Genomic DNA, 17,497 nt, shown 5'->3' on the forward strand with positions numbered 1-17,497 from the left:
AGCACGTGCCCGCTGGGCGAAAGGCAGCGCGAACCCACTGCGCTAGGAAACATCGTACGCGGCTCGCCGTGACCGACACAATCAGGGGTCCACCGGTGATCGTCCGGCGGAGGCGGCAGGGAGGATGGCGGCATGTCCTCACCACTTCCCGACGAGCGGCACGAGCGTGCCGAACGGGCACTGGGCACCGCGGGCGTCGCCCACCGCGCGGTCGGCTCCCTCGAGGCCGAGCGCGCGAATCTGGCCTGGTGGGACGCCGATGCCGACGCCTACCACGCCACCCACGGCGAGTTCCTCGGCGACGCCGACTTCGTCTGGTGCCCGGAGGGGCTGCGCGAGGCCGACGCCCGGCTGCTCGGTGACGTGGCCGGTGCCGACGTGCTGGAGGTGGGGTGCGGCTCGGCGCCGTGTGCGCGCTGGCTGACCGCTCAGGGCGCTCGCGTGGTGGCGCTGGACCTCTCCGCCGGGATGCTCGCGCACGCCCGCGCGGGCAACGACCGCACGGGCCTGCGTCCCGCGCTCGTCCAGGCCGGAGCGGAACGGCTGCCGCTGGCCACCGGGACGTTCGACGTGGCGTGCTCGGCGTTCGGCGCCGTGCCGTTCGTGGCGTCGGTGGAGGCGGTCTTCGGCGAGGTGGCCAGGGTGCTGCGACCGGGAGGGCGGTGGGTGTTCGCGGTGACCCACCCGATGCGCTGGATGTTCCCCGACGACCCCGGCCCGACCGGGCTGACCGTCACCCAGCCCTACTTCGACCGCACGCCCTACGTGGAGGTCGACGCCGACGGCGCCGCCACCTACGTCGAGTACCACCGCACGCTCGGCGACTACGTGCGCGCACTCGCGGGCGCGGGACTGCGGCTGGTGGACCTGGTCGAGCCCGAGTGGCCCGAGGGGCACACCCGCACCTGGGGCCAGTGGAGCCCGCTGCGCGGCAGGCTGTTTCCCGGCACCGCCGTCTTCAGCACCGTGCGGGACCCATGACCGGCTTCGGCGAGCTCGACCCGCTGCTGCCGCCCTCGTTCGAGCCGGGTGCAGGCGAGCCGATCACCGCCCGTCTGCCCGGCGGTGGCGAGGTGACCGGCGTGCTGTACCGCGCCCGCTACGCCGGGTGGGAGAGCCTGTGGCACGCGCGCGAGACGTGGGAGCTGACCCCGACGTCGCCCCAGACCGGCGCCGCCGGGATCTCGGCGCTGCTCGCCGCCCTGCGCGGCAGGGTGGAGCGGGAGCGGCCCGGCCCCGACTCGGCGTGCGCGCTCACCTGGCCGAGCCGCGCCGTCGCCGCGGTACCCGCGCTGCTGGAGCACGGCCTCGCGCCGTACACGTCACTGGCCGTGCGCGGCGCCGAGCCGGTGGCCGCGGTGACTGCGCCGGGGGTGGAGGTGCGCAGGGCGAGGCGGGCCGACCTCGACGAGCTGGTGCGGCTGTGGCTGCAGGAGCTGCACTACGCCGCGCTGGTGGGCTCGGCGGTGGTGCGCGAGGGCGCCCGCGACTGGCTCGCGGCCGAGCTGCTGCGGGCACTGGACGCCGGTGAGCCGGTGTGGCTGGCCGAGTCGGCCGGGCTGCCGGTGGGCATGGTGGCGTGCGGCAGCCCCGTCACCGACCTGACCCGGCTGCCGCGCGGCGGCTGGGGCCACGTCGGCACGCTCTCGGTGACAGAGGCGGCCAGGGGCACCGGTGTCGGCAGGGCGCTGGCCGCCGCGGCACACGCCGAGCTGCTCGCCGAGGGGGCGCGCGGCACGTTCCTGTTCTACAGTCCGCACAACGCGTTGTCGTCGGTGTTCTGGCACCGGCACGGTTACCGTCCACTGTGGACCACCTGGGAGGTCAGGCCCGCACTGGCGCTGGCGTGAGGGGACAAGAGATGAGGGAGGGGACGGACCTGGTCGCCGACCAGGCCGAACGATTCGCGGCCATCGACCCGCTGCTGCCCGCGATCACCGAACCACCGGACGGCGAGACGCTCGTCGCGACGCTGCCCGGCGGAAGCAGGGTCACCGGCGTGCTCACGGCGACCGTCACCGATCCGGACGCGCCGGAAGCCCTGTGGTCGGCGCTGGAGGTGTGGCAACTGACACCCCTGATCGGCAGCCACGGCCGCGACGGCATGGACGCCGTGCTGCGGGCCTGCCGTGCCCGGCTGGACAGGGAGACGCCGGGAGAGGACTCCTCGTGCGTGGTGGCGTGGCCCAGCCGCGACGCCGAGGCCACGCGCGCGCTGCTCGACCACGGCCTCGTGCCGCTGTCGGCGCTCGGCGTGCGCACCGATCCCGCGCCACAGGCGCCCGTCCGCGACGACGTCACGGTCCGGGACGCCGACGTCGGCGACATCGACACGATCCTGCGTCTCGAGCGCGTGGAGATCGAGTACTCGGCCCAGGTCGGCAGCCTGCGGCTGCGGCCGGGCACGGCCGAGCGCGACGCTCGCCGCGAGGCCCTGCGGCAGCGCCTCGGCTCCGGGGCCACGTTGCTGCTCGCCGAACTCGGTGGCGAGCCCGCCGGGTTCGCCGAGAGCGGCTGGACCGACGTCACCGACGGCACCTGGGCGGCCACCGTGCTGCCCCCAGGTCGCTGGGGCCACATCGCGAGCACCGCCGTGGCGCCTCGGCTCCGCGGACGCGGGGTGGGCCGGACGCTGGTCGCCGCGGTGCACGAGCGGCTGCGGCAGGGCGGGGTGCGCGGCAGCTACCTCTACTACAACCCGCCGAACCCGCTGGCGTCGGTGTTCTGGCACCGGCAGGGCTACCGCCCGCTGTGGACGGTCTGGGAGGCCCGCCCAGCCTCGCGCCTGCGCTGAGCCGCCAGTGGCGGGGCGGTGTGGCACCGTTACTCCGGATGGCCTATCTTTTGAACTGACCAGTCAGTTCAAAAGGAGACGACATGCAGGTGGTCGCCGACCGGGTCTCGGTCGAGGGCCCGCACGGGACGCTGTTGCCGCAGACTTCGCTCACCGTCGCCGAGGGCGAGCTCGCCGTGCTCCACGGCGAACCGGGACCGGGGATCACCGCGTTCGGTCTCGCGCTCGCGGGCCGCCTGCGGCCGGACACGGGCACCGTCACGGTCACCGACGGCGACTGCGGCCGTGCCGACAGCGGCGACGGCGCGGGCCGTGCGGGCCGCACCGACGAAGCCCGGCTGCGCGCGCTGGCCGCCGTGGTCGATTCCCCGGGCGTGAGCGAACCCGACGAGGCACTGCCGCTGCGGGTCGTGGTCGGCGAGGAGCTGGCGCTCGCGGGCAGGCAGGCAGGCCGCGCCGCCGTCGAACGCTGGCTGGCCGAACACGACTGCGCCGCCGACGCGGGCACCCGGTTCGAAAACCTGGGCGCCGAGCCGCGCACCCGCCTGCTCGCCGATCTGGCGGCCTGCCGCGACGGTGTCCGGCTGCTGGTGCTCGACCGGCCCGACCGGCACACCAGCGAGGTCGACGGCTGGTGGATGGTGGCCCACGAGCACGCCGAGCGCGGGCTGGCCGTCGTGGTGCTCACGGCGACCGCCTCGGTGCAGGCGCTGCTGGCCGCCCCGGCGCGGGTGGGCAGGCTCGACCAGCCGGAGCCGGTGCGCTGCCTGCGGGAGGAGGTGGCGTCGTCGTGAGCGGGCTTCGTCTCGCGGGTAACGAGCTGCGCAGGCTCACCACCGGCACGCTGCCGAAGCTGGCCGTCGCCGCGCTCGTTCTGGTGCCGCTGCTGTACGCCTCGCTGTACCTGTACTCCAACTACGACCCCTACGGCAGGCTCGACCGGCTGCCCGCCGCGATCGTCGACAACGACGAGGGTGCCGAGCAGCGCGACGTCGGCAAGGAGGTCGCCGGCGAACTGGTTCGCTCGGGCAGCTTCCAGTGGCACGACGTCTCGGCCGCCGAGGCGCGGGACGGGGTGCGCGACGGCGACTACTCGTTCGCCATCACCATTCCGAAGGACTTCTCCGCGGCGCTGCTGTCGAGCGCCAAGCTGCAGCCGCGGCGCGCCACGATCACGCTGACCACCAACGACGCCAACAACTACCTGTCGCACACCATCGCCAACCAGGTGGCCGAGCAGGTCCGCGACACGATCGCCACCAAGGTCGGCGAGCAGGCCGCGCAACGGTTCCTGGTCGGCTTCTCCACGATCCACGGCAAGATCGAGCAGGCATCGGACGGTGCGGCGCGCCTGGCCGGTGGCGCGGGCAGGCTCCTCGAGGGGCAGCGGGAGCTCGCCTCGGGAGCGCACCGGCTCGCCGAGGGCAGCACGCGCCTGGCAGGCGGGCTCACCACGCTGCGCTCCAGCACGGAGTCGCTGCCCGAGCAGACCCGCAGGCTCGCCGACGGCGCGCAGCAGGTGGCCACCGGCAACGCTCAGGTCGCCGCCGCGGGCGCGGCCGTCGCGGCGGGCTCGGCCGAACTGCAGACCAACCTCGACAACCTCGACGGCAGGCTGACGCAACGGCTGCGCGAGGGCGGGCTTTCGGAGCCGGAGGTGCGGCACGTGCTGGGCACGCTCGGGCAACTGCGGGCGCCGGTGGACGACGCCAACGCCCGCATCCAGCAGGCCTCGGCCCAGCTCGACACGCTCGCGGAGGGCTCGCAGCGGGTCGCGGCGGGCGCCGGGCAGCTGGCGGCGGCCGCGCCGAACCTCTCCTCGGGTATCGCGCGGGCGGCCGACGGTGCCACCGAGCTTGCCGGTGGCGCCGCCAAGCTGGAGCAGGGCGAGGCCGGCGCCGTCAGAGGCACGCAGGAGCTCGCAACCGGCGCGAACCAGTTGCGGGACGGCCTGACCGAGGGACTGCACCAGATCCCCAACGCCGACGAGTCCACCCGGCAGGCCACGGCGAGCACCATCTCCGACCCGGTCACCGTCGACTCGGCAGGCCTGGCCAGCGCGGGCACCTACGGGGCCGGGCTGGCGCCGTTCTTCATCGCGCTCGCCACGTGGATCGGGGCGTTCGTGCTGTTCTTGTTGCTGCGGCCGCTGTCCACCCGGGCGCTGACCGCGGGGGCATCGCCGCTGCGCGTGGCGCTGGGCGGGTGGCTGTCGTCGGCCGTGCTCGGGCTGGCGCAGGTGGTGGTGCTGTTCGGCGCCGTGACGTGGCTGGTGGGCATCGACGTGGCACACCCCCTGCCCGCGCTCGGGTTCGCCATGCTCGCGTCGCTGACGTTCACGGCGATCGTGCACGCGCTCAACGCGATGTTCGGCGCCGTCGGCAAGTTCCTCGGGCTCGTGCTGTTGGTGCTGCAGCTGGTGAGCGCGGGCGGCACGTTCCCGTGGCAGACGCTGCCGGATGTGCTGTATCCGTTGCACGTCGTGCTGCCGATGGGCTACGTGATCGACGGCCTTCGCCACCTGCTCTACAGTGGCGCGTCGGTGCGGATCCTCACCGACGTGGGCGTGCTGCTCGCCTACCTGGCCGCCGCGCTGGCGCTGTCCGCCTTCGCCGCACACAAGCGTCGTGTGTGGACCGTGCGGCAGCTGAGACCGGAGCTGGCGCTGTGAGCGCCCGCGCGCGGGCCAGCCGCCGCAAGCTGTTCGAGGCCACCATCCGGCTCGCCCACAGCCGGGGCCTCGCCAGCGTGACCGTGGACGAGATCGCCACCGAGGCCGGTGTCGCGAAGGGCACCGTCTACTACAACTTCGGCAGCAAGGACGGCCTCGTGGAGGCCCTGCTGCGCTACGGCACCGACCTGCTGGGACAGCGGCTGACCGCCGCCACCGCGGCGGACGACCCGGTGGCCGGCCTGCGGGCGCTCGTGGACGCGGCCCTGGAGTTCATCAGCGAGTACCCGGGCTTCTCGCAGATCCTGGTGAGCGAGCTGTGGCGGGGTCAGGGCCGCTGGCACGACGTGCTGGCCCCGCTGCGGGGGAACATCGTCGCGATCATCACCGGGCAGCTGGAGCGGGTGGCCGCCACCGGCCGGTTTCCCGCGGGGGTGCCGCCGAGGACCGCGGCGGCCGCGCTGTTCGGCACCCTGCTGGTGACGGCACTGGACTGGCTGGTGTTCGACCCGCAGCGCAGCAGGCAGGACGTCTGCGACTCGGTCATGGGGCTGCTGGCCGCGCGGGCCGGCGAGAGCGGCACCGGCCGTCAGTAGCCGTGCACGGGCCTGCGCTCGCCGATCTGGTGCAGCGACGACGGGCGGCCCTCCAGTGCCCGCTCCACCGCGTGCAGCACGCCCCTGGTGATCTCCTGCTGGCCCAGCGGCCGGTCGGCGGCGTCCTCGGAGAGGTTGCCGAGCAGCACCTGCTGCGTGGGGTGCCCGGCCAGCAGCGGCTCGGGTTCCTCGGGGAGAAAGGCGAGGTCGGAGAGCTGGCGCACCTCGACCACGGGTGCCTTCGGGGCCAGCAGGGGCTCGACGGCGCCGAGCACGGACCGCCGGTAGGACTCGTGCACCCACGCCACCAGCAGCTCGGCAGCGGCGGTGAGCGCCTTCTCCGCGCCGCGGGCCAGCTCGCGGGGGCGGTCCCAGTGGGCTTCGACCCAGATGGCGCGGCCCGAGCCGACCCGCTCCTTGCGGCGGCCGCGCCCCCAGCGACTCGGCCTGGTCCCGGCGTCGGCCATGTCCTCTGTGGGCAGGGGGCAGTAGCGCCTGCTGGGCAGGACCACCCGCCAGCCGTCGGTCGCGAGATCCAGCGCGACGGCGCTGAGCATCCCGCTTCCGGCCAACACCAACGCGTTCCGGGCGGTCATGCCCGTAAGTTACCCCCTTTTCGGGTGAACAACCCTAATGCGCGGCATCGTTCCACGATTGGCCGAACCCGACGGACACCTCCAGCGGCACCGCCAGCTCGTAGGCGGCCCCCATCTGCTTGCGCACCAGGGCCTCCACGTCGCCGTGCTCGTCGTCGGCCACCTCCAGCACGAGCTCGTCGTGCACCTGCAGCAACACCCGGCTGCGCAGTTTCGCCTCGCGCAGCGCGCGATGCACGCCGAGCATGGCGACCTTGATGATGTCGGCCGCGCTGCCCTGGATGGGTGCGTTGAGCGCCATCCGCTCGGCCATCTCCCGGCGCTGCCTGTTGTCGCTGGTGAGGTCGGGCAGGTAGCGGCGGCGGCCGAAGATGGTCTCGGTGTAGCCGACCTTGGCCGCCTTGTCGACCACGCTGTGCAGGTAGTCACGCACGCCGCCGAACCGGGCGAAGTACTCGTCCATCAGCTCGCGCGCCTCCTCGGTGGAGATGCGCAGCTGCTGGGAGAGCCCGTATGCGGACAGTCCATAGGCGAGGCCGTAGTTCATCGCCTTGATCTTGGCGCGCTGCGGCCCGGTCACGTCGGCGGGCTCGACGCCGAACACCCGGGCAGCGGTGGCTGCGTGGAAGTCGAAGCCGGACTGGAACGACTCGATCAGGGCGGTGTCGGCCGAGAGGTGCGCCATGATCCGCATCTCGATCTGGCTGTAGTCGGCCGTCATCAGCTGCGAGTAGCCCGCGCCGACCACGAACGCCTCGCGGATGCGCCTGCCCTCGTCGGTCCTGATCGGGATGTTCTGCAGGTTCGGGTCCACCGATGACAGCCGCCCGGTGGCGGCGATGGTCTGGTGCAGTGTGGTGTGGATGCGGCCGTCGTCGGCGACCGCCTTGATGAGCCCCTCGACGGTGGTGCGCAGCCGGGTGGCGTCGCGGTGTTCCAGCAGGTGCGCCAGGAACGGGTGCTCGGTCTTCTCGTACAACGTCTGCAGCGCGTCGGCGTCGGTCGTGTAGCCGGTCTTGGTGCGCTTGGTCTTCGGCATGCCCAGCTCCTCGAACAGCACCACCTGGAGCTGCTTGGGCGAGCCGAGGTTGATCTGCTTGCCGATGACGGAGTACGCGCTCTCGGTGGCCTGCCGGACCCGGCCGGCGTAGTGGGCCTCCAGGGTCGTGAGCTGGTCGAGGTCCACGGCGATGCCCGCGGCCTCCAGCTCGGTGATGACCTCCAGCAGCGGCAGCTCGATCTCGTCGAGCAGCCTCGTGCCGCCGATCTCGGCCAGCTCCCTGCCGAGCGCTCCCGCGAGCTCGGCCACGGCACGGGCGCGCACCAGCTCGCCGTGCACGAGCTGGGTGTCGCCGTCGCCGGTGTCGAGCAGGGACAGCTGCCCGCCGTCGCCGGCGTCCTCGGAACGCAGCTCCCGGTTCAGGTACCGCAGCACCAGGTCGTCCAGCTCGAACGACCGCTGGCCGGGGCGGACCAGGTAGGCGGCCAGCTCGGTGTCCATCGCCAGGCCCGCGACGGCCCACCCGCGCGCCAGCAGGGCATGCAGCGGCACCTTCAGCGCATGGCCCACCTTGCGCACGGCCTCGTCGGCGAACCAGGCGACGAGCGCCTTCTCGTCCGCGGGATCCAGTGTGGACACGTCGACGTAGGCGCCCTCGCCGTCGGGCGCGGCCAGCGCCACGGACTGCAGGTCGGCCGCCACCGACGCGCCGGTCGTGCGAAACGCCACACCGACCGTGCTGCCGGGGGCCGCGTGCGCCGCCAGCCAGTCACCGAGCGCACCCGGCTCCAGCGCGCCGCCGGTGACCTCGAACCCCTGGTCGGCCTCCGGCTCGGCGCTGGTGAGGCTGGCGAACAGCCGGTCGCGCAGCACCCGGAACTCCAGCTCGTCGAACAGGCGGTGCACCGCGTCGCGGTCCCACGGCTGCACCCCGAGGTCGCCGGGCACCGACTCCAGCGGCACGTCCTTGACCAGTTCGGTGAGCTGGCGGTTGAGCATGACGGCGTCGAGGTGCGCGCGCAGCGCGTCGCCGACCTTGCCCTTGACCTCGTCGACGCGGTCGACCAGGTCGCCGAGGCTGCCGAACTGCTTGATCCACTTGGCCGCCGTCTTCTCCCCCACGCCCGGGATGCCGGGCAGGTTGTCCGAAGGGTCACCGCGCAGCGCGGCGAAGTCGGGGTACTGCTCGGGGGAAAGGCCGTACTTGTCCTGCACGCCCGCCGGGTCGAACCGCACGAGGTCGGACACGCCCTTGCGCGGGTACAGCACCGTCACGCAGTCGTTGACCAGCTGCAGCGCGTCCCGGTCGCCGGTACAGATGAGCACCTCGTAGTCGTCGGCGCAGGCCTGCGTGGTGAGTGTGGCGATGATGTCGTCGGCCTCGTAGCCCTCCTTGACGAGCACCGGGATGGCCAGCGCCGCGAGGATCTCCTTGATGAGCTCGACCTGGCCCTTGAAGTCGTCGGGCGTGGTCTGCCGGTTGGCCTTGTAGTCGGCGAAGGTCTCCGAGCGGAACGTCTTGCGGGAGACGTCGAAGGCCACGGCCAGGTGCGTCGGCGCCTCGTCGCGCAGCAGGTTGATGAGCATGGAGGTGAACCCGAACACCGCGTTGGTCACCTGACCGGTCGAAGTGCGGAACCGGTCGGCGGGCACGGCGAAGAACGCCCGGTAGGCCATCGAATGACCGTCGATGAGCAACAGCCGGGGTGTGTCGTTCGCTACTGAAGTGTTCTGCTGGGGGCTCACGGGGGTGAGTCTAGGGTGAGCCCCTGACAGTGTTGCCTGTCGTGTCGGATGAGGAGAGCCGAGTGACCGAGCCCGTGTCGGAAGAGCAGATTCGCGAGCAGCTCGCGGGGATCAATCCCGAGGTCGCGGAGCAGCAGCTCAACGACAAGGTCGGCCTGACGTTCACCGAGCTGAGCGCGGAGCGGGTCGTGGGCACGATGCCCGTCGCGGGCAATCTTCAGCCGTACGGGTTGTTGCACGGCGGCGCGAACGCGGTCATGGCGGAGGCGCTGGGGTCGACGGTCGCCGCGCTCAACGCCGGGGCGGGCAGGGCGACGATGGGCCTGGAGCTGTCGTGCACGCACCACCGCGCCGCGCTCACCGGGCTCGTCACCGGGGTGGCCACTCCGCTGCACGTCGGCCGCAGCACCATCACCAGCGAGATCGTGATCACCGACGAGTCAGGGCGGCGCACCTGCACAGCCCGGCTGACCTGCATCGTCAGGGACAAGCCACCGGCGTCCTGACCGCGTAGCCTTCGGGCGTGGACCTCGACCTCGCCCAGGTGCGCGCGTTCGTCGTCACCGCGGAACTGCGCAACTTCAGCCGAGCGGCCGAGCGGCTGTTCGTGACCCAGCAGGCGCTGTCCAAGCGCATCGGCAGGCTGGAGAGCGCGCTCGGGGCGCGGCTGTTCGTCCGCACCAACCGGATGGTGGAGCTCACCACCGAGGCCGAGCGGTTCCTGCCTGCCGCGCGGGAGCTGGTCCGCGCCAACGACACGGCCATCGCCGCGCTCGCCCGCGACGACGCACCCGTGCGCGCCGACCTGCTCGACAACCGCCTTTCGCCGATGTTCATGCTGCGGAGGATGGCCGAGCGCGAGCCGGGGCTGCGGGTCGAGCGCGGGTGGCGCGGCGGGCTGGCCCACGCGATCGACCCGTTGCTGCGCGGCGAGGTGGAGGTGGCCTTCGGCCGCGTGCGCGATCTGGACCGGGAACTGCCCGCCGAGCTGGAGCACCGGCTCGTGCGGCTGGAGCCCCTGGTGGCCCTGCTCGCTCCGGAGCATCCGCTGGCCGGAGGCGACGTGGTGCCCATGACCGCGCTGCGCGAGGAGGGGATCTGGCTGCCGTCCTCGTCGGGCCCCGGTGAGTGGACGGCGTTCCTCGGCAGGCTGAGCGAGGCGTTCGACGTGCCGATCGACCGGTCCGGCATCAGCTACGACCTGCGGCACACGCTGGAGCAGACCCGCTACGGCAGGCGCCGCGTGACGCTGGCAGGCGCGGACATGGAGCTGGCACCCGACCTCAATCTGCGGGTGCTGCCGTTCGAGCCGTCGCCGCTCTTCCCGTGGTCGGTGGTGTGGCGTGGGGGCAGGCCGCGGCCCGCGGTGGCGCGGCTGCTCGAGCTGGTGCTGCGCACGAGCCGGGCCGAGGACTGGTGCGCCCACGACCCGGCACGCTGCTGGATCCCCGACCCGGTCAGCGCAGGTGCTGCCGGAACCAGGCGGTGAACTCGGCGTCGACGGCGGCGGCGTGCGGCGTCTGCGGAGCCGCGTCGAGGCCCGGCTCGTCGGCCAGTGCGTGTTCCATGCCGGGGATCAGCACGAGCCTGCTCGCCTCGCCCAGCGCGCGGTGCAAGGCCGCCGCGGGCTCGCGGAACGCCGCGTCGTCCTCCTCGCCCGCCACGAGCAGGACGGGCGCGGTGAGCTCCGCGGCCCTGCGCACGAAGTCGAACCGGCCGGCGACGGCGCGGGAGCGCTCGCTCCACGGGTAGGTGAGCTCGTACCGGCGCTCGTTGGCGCCGACCGCGGCCGCCAGCTGGACGACCGGGCTGACCACCGCCGCCGCGGCCACGGGCACCTCGCCGCGCGCCAGCACCTCCAGCGCGATGGTGGCGCCCGCCGAGCCGCCGGCGACACCGATCGGCGCGTCCGCAATGGACAGTGTACGGCGGAGTTCGGCCAGCGCGGCGGGCAGTTCCGCCGCGGCCTGGTCGGTGACCGGCTCCGCGACGTTGAGCACGTAGTCCTCGGCGGCCAGCCGGAAGAACTCGTCCGGTCCGCCGCCGGGAAGGCGTTCGCCGGACATGGGCAGGCCGAGGTAGACCCGCCAGGCGTCGAGCCCGGCCATCGGCAGCGCCGCGGCCATGGCATGCTCGCTGCGCGGCGGGTCCATGAGGTGCCAGGTCACCACGGCGGGTGCCGGTGCCGTCGTCGCGGCAGGCGGCAACGCCGTGAAGGGCACTCCGGCGGCGACGCCGGTGACCGCTGATGTCGTCTGCATGGTGTCTCCCTGGTTCGCGTCTGTGTGATGACGACAAGCAAACCCGCTGGTCACTGGCGCGTCCAACAGCTTCTCGGGCGCCCGTGACAACCACTGGTTGTGATCGGACCGGGCCGGGCGGCCCGGCGTGGCGGTGCGCCGATAGCCTGGCGCGATGAAGCCCGATCCGGTCACCGCAACGCTCGACGACCTGGCGGTGTGGTCCGCCGACACCGGCAGGCAGTCGCCACCGGACCGGCCGCACGCGGAGCTGATGCTGGGGCTGCTGGCCGACGAGCTGGGTGTCACCGAGCTCTCCCAGCTCGCCGAGGGCTCGCTGCGACAGCTGCTGCTGGAGGTCTACCCGGAGGCGGCGGACATCGAGCCCGAGGAGGTGCCGACCGTGCTGCGCACGGCGGGCGACCTGCTCGACTTCGCCGCCGATCGTCGCCTGCTGCACGCCGCGACGGTGGAGAACCTGCGGACGGAGCTGAGGGAGTCGATGGCGCCGTTCGTCACCGCGGTCGCGGATCTTCCCGAGGACGAGTCCGATCTGGACGACCTGGACGATGTGGACGAGGTGGACCTCAAGGAGGTGTTCGGTCTCCCGGACCGGCTGCCGCCGCTGCGGCTGCCGCCCGAGCCGGAGCTGGCGCAGGCGGCGCGGGAGAGCGTCCTGCTCGGCCAGGTGCAGCAGGTGGTGCTCGCCCTGTACGGCGGCCCCGACGGCGCCACCGACCCCGGCGACGGCCTTGACGGCGCCGAGGCGGCGCTGCTGACGGAGCTCTCCGAGGAGCTGGGCTTCGTCGAGGAGACCGACGAGGCGCAGATCGTCCCGACCGAGGACGCGAGGACCTGGCCCGATCTGGACGACGACGAGGTCCTGCTGGTGTGGCAGCACGCTCTGAGCTTCGTGCTCGCGTGGAGCCTGGTTTTGGACGCCGCGGGCGCGGGCGAGGAGGATCTCGACTTCGCGTCGGCGGGCTCGGCGTTCATGGTGCTGTTCCTGACCGGCCGCGAGGGCGTCTCGCTGGCGGAGTGGAGCGCCATGATCGAGGAGACGGCGACCGCGGAGCTGCCGGAGAGCCAGGCGCGGCAACGGTGGGACGCGTGGGTCGCCGAGCACGGTGACCCCGGTGTGGTGCTCGCCGAGCGGCTCGCGCGGCTGGGCGCGGTGACCGTGGACGACGAGGTGGTGCGGATGACGCCGCCCGCGCAGCACATGCTGCGCAGCGAGTTGCTGGACTCCGACGTCGACGTGCCGCTGCTGCCGCCGGTGGAGGACATGACGGCCGAGGACGTGCTGGAGGTGGCTCTGACCACCGGCCCGGACGAGGCGGCCAAGGAGGTCGAAGCATGGATGTCGCCGCGCACCCCGCAGGCCGCGGCGAGCGAACTGCTCGGCGCGGCGCGCGGCGGCGGGCCTGACGAGCGAGGCGCCGTGGCGACGTTGCTGACGCCGCTCGGTGCCGCGACCGAGCAGGCGTGGCGGGAGGCGCTGGACGAGCCCGCGCTGCGGCCCTACGCGAAGCAGGCGCTGGCGCAGCTCACGGACTCGGCAGCCGAACTGTCCCCGCAGGAGTTGGCCTGGCTGCTGGCGGATGCGCTGAGTGACGCCGAGTTGCGGTTCGAGCCGGAGGAGCTGGCCGAGGTCGTGGCGAGCACCGTTCCGGCGGGCGAGGTGGCGATCTTCGACCACGTGTGGCGGCTGGACCACCCGAACGCGCACGAGGTGCTGACGCTCGTCGGCAGGTTCCACCCGGACAAGACGACCGCCAAGGCGGCCCGCAAGGCCGCGTTCAAGGTGGGCGGCTGAGCTGGTGAGACGGGAAGGGCCCGTGGCAGGCGGGTTGGCCTGCCACGGGCCGTTCACCGACGCCGGGGCGAGTGTGCCGCCCCGCTACGTGGCTTTGGCGCCGATGTTCTCGATGACCGCCTCGGCGACGGCCTTCATCGTGGTGCGCCGGTCCATGGCGGTGCGCTGGATCCACCGGAACGCGTCCGGCTCGGTCAGGCCCTGGTTGGTCATGAGCAGGCCCTTGGCACGGTCGATGAGCTTGCGTGTCTCGAGGCGCTCGCTGAGCCCGGCGACCTCCGACTCCAGGGCCTGCAGCTCGGCGAACCGGCTGACGGCGAGCTCGATGGCGGGCACAAGGTCGCGCTTGGCGAAGGGCTTGACCAGGTAGGCCATCGTGCCCGCGTCGCGGGCGCGCTCCACGAGGTCGCGCTGGCTGAACGCGGTGAGGATGACGACCGGCGCGATCCGGTCGCCGGTGATCTTCGCCGCCGCCTCGATGCCGTCGAGCTTGGGCATCTTGACGTCGAGAATCACCAGGTCAGGCTTGAGGTCAGCGGCGAGCTTGATGGCTTCTTCCCCGTCGCCGGCCTCGCCGACCACCTCGTAGCCCTCTTCGCGCAGCATCTCGACGAGGTCGAGCCGGATCAGCGCCTCGTCTTCCGCGACGAGCACTCGGCGCTGGGGTGCGGTGGCAACATCGTTGGCCTCGGTAGCCGGTTCGGTCACCGGGGTCCTCCTGGGCGATCGACGGGTTACGATGGGTGCGGCGAGCCGCTACCCCAGAGGCTACCGGTTCCGGCGGCGCCGCAGAGATGGCGTTCGCCACGTGGCGTGACCGGCCACGTCGGCCCCGAACCCACGACGTTGCGTGGTAGCCCGCATGCCAGATGTCGATCGACTCCCGGTAAAGTCTGCGTCCACGCCCCCGTAGCCCAATTGGCAGAGGCACACGACTCAAAATCGTGCCAGTGTGAGTTCGAGTCTCACCGGGGGCACGCACTGCGTTCACACTGGCTTCCCCGCGCGGTCGCGCCCTCGCCACTCAGCCCGCCTCTGGGAGCAATCCGAGCTCCACACCGGGTCAACTACGCGATCCAGCCCGGCTGATCCTGCCCGGTAAGCGACCATGACCTCGATCAGTGACCGTGGAGCAGGACACGCGGCAGACGACGCCGCTGGCCCCAGCACCGCCACACCGCGCGAACGGCCGGCCGTGATCGCCCGCACCGCCGGCCACCGTTGTCGACAGCATGATCGTCGGACCGTCCAGCCAGTCGCGGAGATCCGCCCGGATGCGCACGCTCAGCGCCCCGGTGCGCCTGACCGCCACGCCGTCCTCCGCCAGGCGATTGGTGGTCATGGCCGTGATGCCGCGAGACGAATTCGCCCGAGGGTGGCACCCTCGACCTCCACGAGGACAACGGCCAGATCGCCCTGCACGAAGCCGGACTGCTCGACGACTTCTTGCGCATCTCGCGCCCCGAGGGGCAGGAGATGCGCCAGCTGGACACCGCCGGCACCATCGTCTTCCACCACGTCCCCGAAGAAGGCGAACGCTTCAAGCCGGAGATCGACCGAGGCGCATTGCGCGACCTCCTGCTGAACTCACTCGAGCCCGGAACAGTGCGCTGGGGCCACACCCTGCGCTCCGTCGAAGGGCCCACAACCGGCCCTCGCCAACTCCACTTCGCCGACGGCACCGTCATCGAGGCCGACCTCGTCGTCGGAGCCGATGGCGCCTGGTCCACGGTTCGCCGCGCTGTTTCCGACGCCAACCCCGAGTACAGCGGCGTCAGTTTCCTCGAAGCCTGGTTCCACGATGTCGAGACCCGGCATCCCGAGATCACCGAACTCGTCGGCCAGGGCAGCGCCGCGGCGGCCGACGGCGACCGCTGCCTGTTCGCCCAGCGCAACAGCGGCGACCACACCCGCGTCTACATCATCCCAGCGCGTTGCCGCCGACTGGATCACCGCAGCCGGCCTGACCATCGAGGACACCGGCGGCATCCGGGCCCTCCTGCTCGACCGCTACCGCGACTGGTCACCGAACCTGCGCCGCCTGCTGACCGACAACGACGGCCGCTACGTCGACCGCCCCATCCACGCCCTGCCGGTCCCGCACACCTGGGAGCACAACCCCACCGTCACGCTCCTGGGCGATGCCGCCCACCTGATGCCCCCGCTCGGTGTCGGCGTCAACCTCGCGTTGCTCGACGCCTGCGAACTCGCCCTCGCCGTCGTGCAGCACGACACCGTCCACGATGCCGTCCTCGCCCACGAGAAGACAATGCTGCCCCGCTCCACCCAGATGCAACAGCTCCTGGACCACGGGGCCGAAGAACTCCTGTCCACCGAGCTAGCTGACTTCGCCCAGGACGCAACAGCCACGGACTGAAGGGCACAGTGCCCGCTGTGAATGCAGTGCAAGCCGCCCCGGGGCACTCGATTGACAAGCGTTTCCACAGGTCAGCCCCGGTTCGGGGTCACCCGTTGTGTTCGCTGAGGACGTCGACGACCCAGACGACGCCGAAACGGTCGCGCAGCATCCCGTAGGCGGGCGCCCAGCCCACCGGGCCCATCGGGATGACGACGCTCGCCCCGGCGGCGAGCTTCTCCCAGTAGCCGGTGACCTCGTCGACGGTCTCGCCGCGCACGGAGACGAAGAACGCGTTCTCGCCCTGGTCGTAGCCCGTCCGCGACGGCACGTCGTAGGCCATCACGTGGAAGCCGTTCTCTGCGAGCACCTGGCCCCACATCACCTGGTCGGCCTGGGACTCTTCCTGGACGTTCCCGGCGTCGGCGTAGGTGACCACGGCGAGGTGGCCACCGAACACGGACTGATAGAACTCCAGCGCCGCGCGTGCGTCACCGCGGAAGTTCAGGTGGGTTGTGGTCGTGAGGGACACGATCGCTCCTTGCGTGGACTTGATGCCTGACACGAGACAACCCTCGCCGGGGAAGCGGCCGGGGTGTGTCCTCTACTTCGCGCAGAATGGGAACCATGCCGAAAACCTCGGCCCGGCTGCTGGCGCTGCTGTCGCTGCTGCAGGCACGCCGGGACTGGCCAGGAACGCTGCTGGCCGAGCGGCTGGATGTCAGCCTACGCACCGTGCGCCGCGACATCGACCGCCTGCGCGAGCTCGGCTACCCCATCGTGACCACCAAAGGCCCCGACGGCGGATACCGACTCGGCGCGGGCACGCAACTGCCGCCGCTGCTGTTCGACGACGAGCAGGCCGTCGCCCTCACCGTGGCGCTTCACGTCGCCGCCACCACCGGTGCCGGCATCGAGGAGGCCGCGGCGCGGGCGCTGCACACCGTCCGGCAGGTCATGCCCGCCCGGCTGCGCCACCGCATCGACACCCTCCAGGTCACCGCCGTCGAACGGGCGGCGCCGCCGCGGGTCGACAGTGGTGTGCTGATGGCGATCGGTGGTGCCGTCCACGCCCGCGAGGTGCTGCGCTTCGACTACCAGGCGGCGTCCCGGCCGGAAACCGACGGCCCGCCGCCCCCGCCACGCCGGGTGGAACCCCACCACCTCGTCACCAGGGGCGGCCGCTGGTACCTCGTCGCCTGGGATCTCGACCGCGACGACTGGCGCACGTACCGCGCCGACCGGATCACCCCGCGCATCCCCACCGGTCCCCGGTTCACGCCACGGGAACTGCCCGGCGGGGACGTGGCCGCCTTCGTCGCCAGGAGGTTCTCCGGCTCCGACGGCTCGGGCGGCTGGCCCTGCCGCGGCGAGGTGATCCTCGGCCTGCCCGCGGCCGAGGTGTCACCCTTCATCGGCGACGGGGTTGTCGAGGAACTCGGCCCTGGCCGCTGCCGGCTCGTCCTGGGCTCGTGGTCATGGCCCGCCCTGGCCGCCACCATCGGCAGGTTCGACGCCGACATCGAAGTCGTCGGGCCGACCGAGCTCAGGGCCGCCTTCGCGCATCTGGCCCGCCGCTACACCAACGCAGCGGCCAGCGGATCGTCCACACCCGACGCCACGCTCACCGCACCGGAACGGCCTTGACGGCGACCAGGGCGGATCGCCACGCCGACACCGCC

At 72.4% G+C, this 17,497-nt stretch carries 16 protein-coding genes and 1 tRNA gene; 12 read left to right on the forward strand and 5 right to left on the reverse strand.

Annotated elements, in window-relative coordinates:
* Nucleotides 1-132: 132 nt before the first annotated feature.
* The 6 genes from BAY60_RS32995 to BAY60_RS33020 all read left to right on the forward strand — a co-directional run bounded on the left by BAY60_RS32995 (nt 133) and on the right by BAY60_RS33020 (nt 6,061).
* Entirely contained in the window at nt 133-981 is an 849-nt protein-coding gene (locus BAY60_RS32995) for a class I SAM-dependent methyltransferase (RefSeq protein ID WP_112285288.1), read from the forward strand.
* Entirely contained in the window at nt 978-1,850 is an 873-nt protein-coding gene (locus tag BAY60_RS33000) for a GNAT family N-acetyltransferase (RefSeq protein WP_112285289.1), read from the forward strand. The genes BAY60_RS32995 and BAY60_RS33000 overlap by 4 nt, the downstream gene beginning before the upstream one ends.
* 11 nt (nt 1,851-1,861) lie before the next feature.
* Entirely contained in the window at nt 1,862-2,794 is a 933-nt protein-coding gene (locus tag BAY60_RS33005) for a GNAT family N-acetyltransferase (RefSeq protein WP_112285290.1), read from the forward strand.
* An 83-nt stretch (nt 2,795-2,877) separates the two neighbouring features.
* A complete protein-coding gene (locus tag BAY60_RS33010) occupies nt 2,878-3,588 on the forward strand; it encodes a P-loop NTPase family protein (protein WP_112285291.1) in 711 nt (236 codons plus the stop codon).
* Nucleotides 3,585-5,465 carry a YhgE/Pip domain-containing protein gene (locus tag BAY60_RS33015; RefSeq protein ID WP_112285292.1) on the forward strand — a complete coding sequence of 627 codons (1,881 nt, stop codon included), beginning with the start codon at nt 3,585-3,587 and terminating at the stop codon, nt 5,463-5,465. Before BAY60_RS33010 ends, BAY60_RS33015 begins: the two co-directional genes overlap by 4 nt.
* Entirely contained in the window at nt 5,462-6,061 is a 600-nt protein-coding gene (locus tag BAY60_RS33020) for a TetR/AcrR family transcriptional regulator (protein ID WP_112285293.1), read from the forward strand. The genes BAY60_RS33015 and BAY60_RS33020 overlap by 4 nt, the downstream gene beginning before the upstream one ends.
* Here the strand turns inward: BAY60_RS33020 and BAY60_RS33025 are convergent.
* Both BAY60_RS33025 and polA read right to left on the reverse strand, forming a co-directional pair.
* Nucleotides 6,055-6,657 carry a Rossmann-fold NAD(P)-binding domain-containing protein gene (locus BAY60_RS33025; protein WP_245992913.1) on the reverse strand — a complete coding sequence of 201 codons (603 nt, stop codon included), beginning with the start codon at nt 6,655-6,657 and terminating at the stop codon, nt 6,055-6,057. The two genes, BAY60_RS33020 and BAY60_RS33025, sit on opposite strands and share 7 nt — an antisense overlap.
* A gap of 34 nt (nt 6,658-6,691) precedes the next feature.
* A complete protein-coding gene (polA, locus tag BAY60_RS33030) occupies nt 6,692-9,403 on the reverse strand; it encodes a DNA polymerase I (protein WP_112285294.1) in 2,712 nt (903 codons plus the stop codon).
* 62 nt (nt 9,404-9,465) lie between these two features.
* Here polA and BAY60_RS33035 point away from each other — a divergent pair, with 62 nt between their 5' ends.
* Together BAY60_RS33035 and BAY60_RS33040 are read left to right on the forward strand one after the other, a co-directional pair.
* Entirely contained in the window at nt 9,466-9,909 is a 444-nt protein-coding gene (locus BAY60_RS33035; protein WP_112285295.1) for a PaaI family thioesterase, read from the forward strand.
* Nucleotides 9,910-9,926: 17 nt separating this feature from the next.
* The gene (locus BAY60_RS33040; RefSeq protein WP_112285296.1) at nt 9,927-10,892 is read left to right on the forward strand and encodes a LysR family transcriptional regulator; all 966 of its coding nucleotides are present in this window, start codon (nt 9,927-9,929) and stop codon (nt 10,890-10,892) included.
* Here BAY60_RS33040 and BAY60_RS33045 read toward each other — a convergent pair.
* Nucleotides 10,861-11,664, reverse strand: coding sequence for an alpha/beta hydrolase family protein (locus BAY60_RS33045; protein WP_112285297.1), 804 nt, complete (start codon nt 11,662-11,664; stop codon nt 10,861-10,863). The two genes, BAY60_RS33040 and BAY60_RS33045, sit on opposite strands and share 32 nt — an antisense overlap.
* Before the next feature lie 154 nt (nt 11,665-11,818).
* Here BAY60_RS33045 and BAY60_RS33050 point away from each other — a divergent pair, with 154 nt between their 5' ends.
* Nucleotides 11,819-13,459 (forward strand): hypothetical protein, encoded by a 1,641-nt coding sequence (locus BAY60_RS33050; RefSeq protein ID WP_112285298.1) that lies wholly within the window; start codon nt 11,819-11,821, stop codon nt 13,457-13,459.
* Nucleotides 13,460-13,543: 84 nt separating this feature from the next.
* Here the strand turns inward: BAY60_RS33050 and BAY60_RS33055 are convergent, their stop codons facing one another.
* On the reverse strand, nt 13,544-14,167 hold the full coding sequence (locus tag BAY60_RS33055) for an ANTAR domain-containing response regulator (protein WP_112285299.1): 624 nt from the start codon (nt 14,165-14,167) through the stop codon (nt 13,544-13,546).
* A 195-nt stretch (nt 14,168-14,362) separates the two neighbouring features.
* On the opposite strand from BAY60_RS33055, the gene BAY60_RS33060 reads away from it, so the two are divergent.
* Together BAY60_RS33060 and BAY60_RS38155 are read left to right on the forward strand one after the other, a co-directional pair.
* Nucleotides 14,363-14,436 (forward strand) — tRNA-Leu (locus tag BAY60_RS33060).
* A gap of 824 nt (nt 14,437-15,260) precedes the next feature.
* Complete coding sequence (locus tag BAY60_RS38155; protein ID WP_245992914.1) at nt 15,261-15,836, forward strand: FAD-dependent oxidoreductase; 576 nt, start codon at nt 15,261-15,263, stop codon at nt 15,834-15,836.
* Nucleotides 15,837-15,924: 88 nt separating this feature from the next.
* Here the strand turns inward: BAY60_RS38155 and BAY60_RS33070 are convergent, their stop codons facing one another.
* Nucleotides 15,925-16,347: a VOC family protein gene (locus tag BAY60_RS33070; RefSeq protein WP_112285300.1), complete on the reverse strand. Its 423-nt coding sequence runs from the start codon at nt 16,345-16,347 to the stop codon at nt 15,925-15,927.
* Between the two features lie 95 nt (nt 16,348-16,442).
* Between BAY60_RS33070 and BAY60_RS33075 the strand changes: the two genes are divergently transcribed.
* On the forward strand, nt 16,443-17,462 hold the full coding sequence (locus BAY60_RS33075) for a helix-turn-helix transcriptional regulator (protein WP_112285628.1): 1,020 nt from the start codon (nt 16,443-16,445) through the stop codon (nt 17,460-17,462).
* Nucleotides 17,463-17,497: the final 35 nt, after the last annotated feature.

Source organism: Prauserella muralis, from assembly GCF_003202285.1.
Lineage (GTDB): Bacteria > Actinomycetota > Actinomycetes > Mycobacteriales > Pseudonocardiaceae > Prauserella_B > Prauserella_B muralis.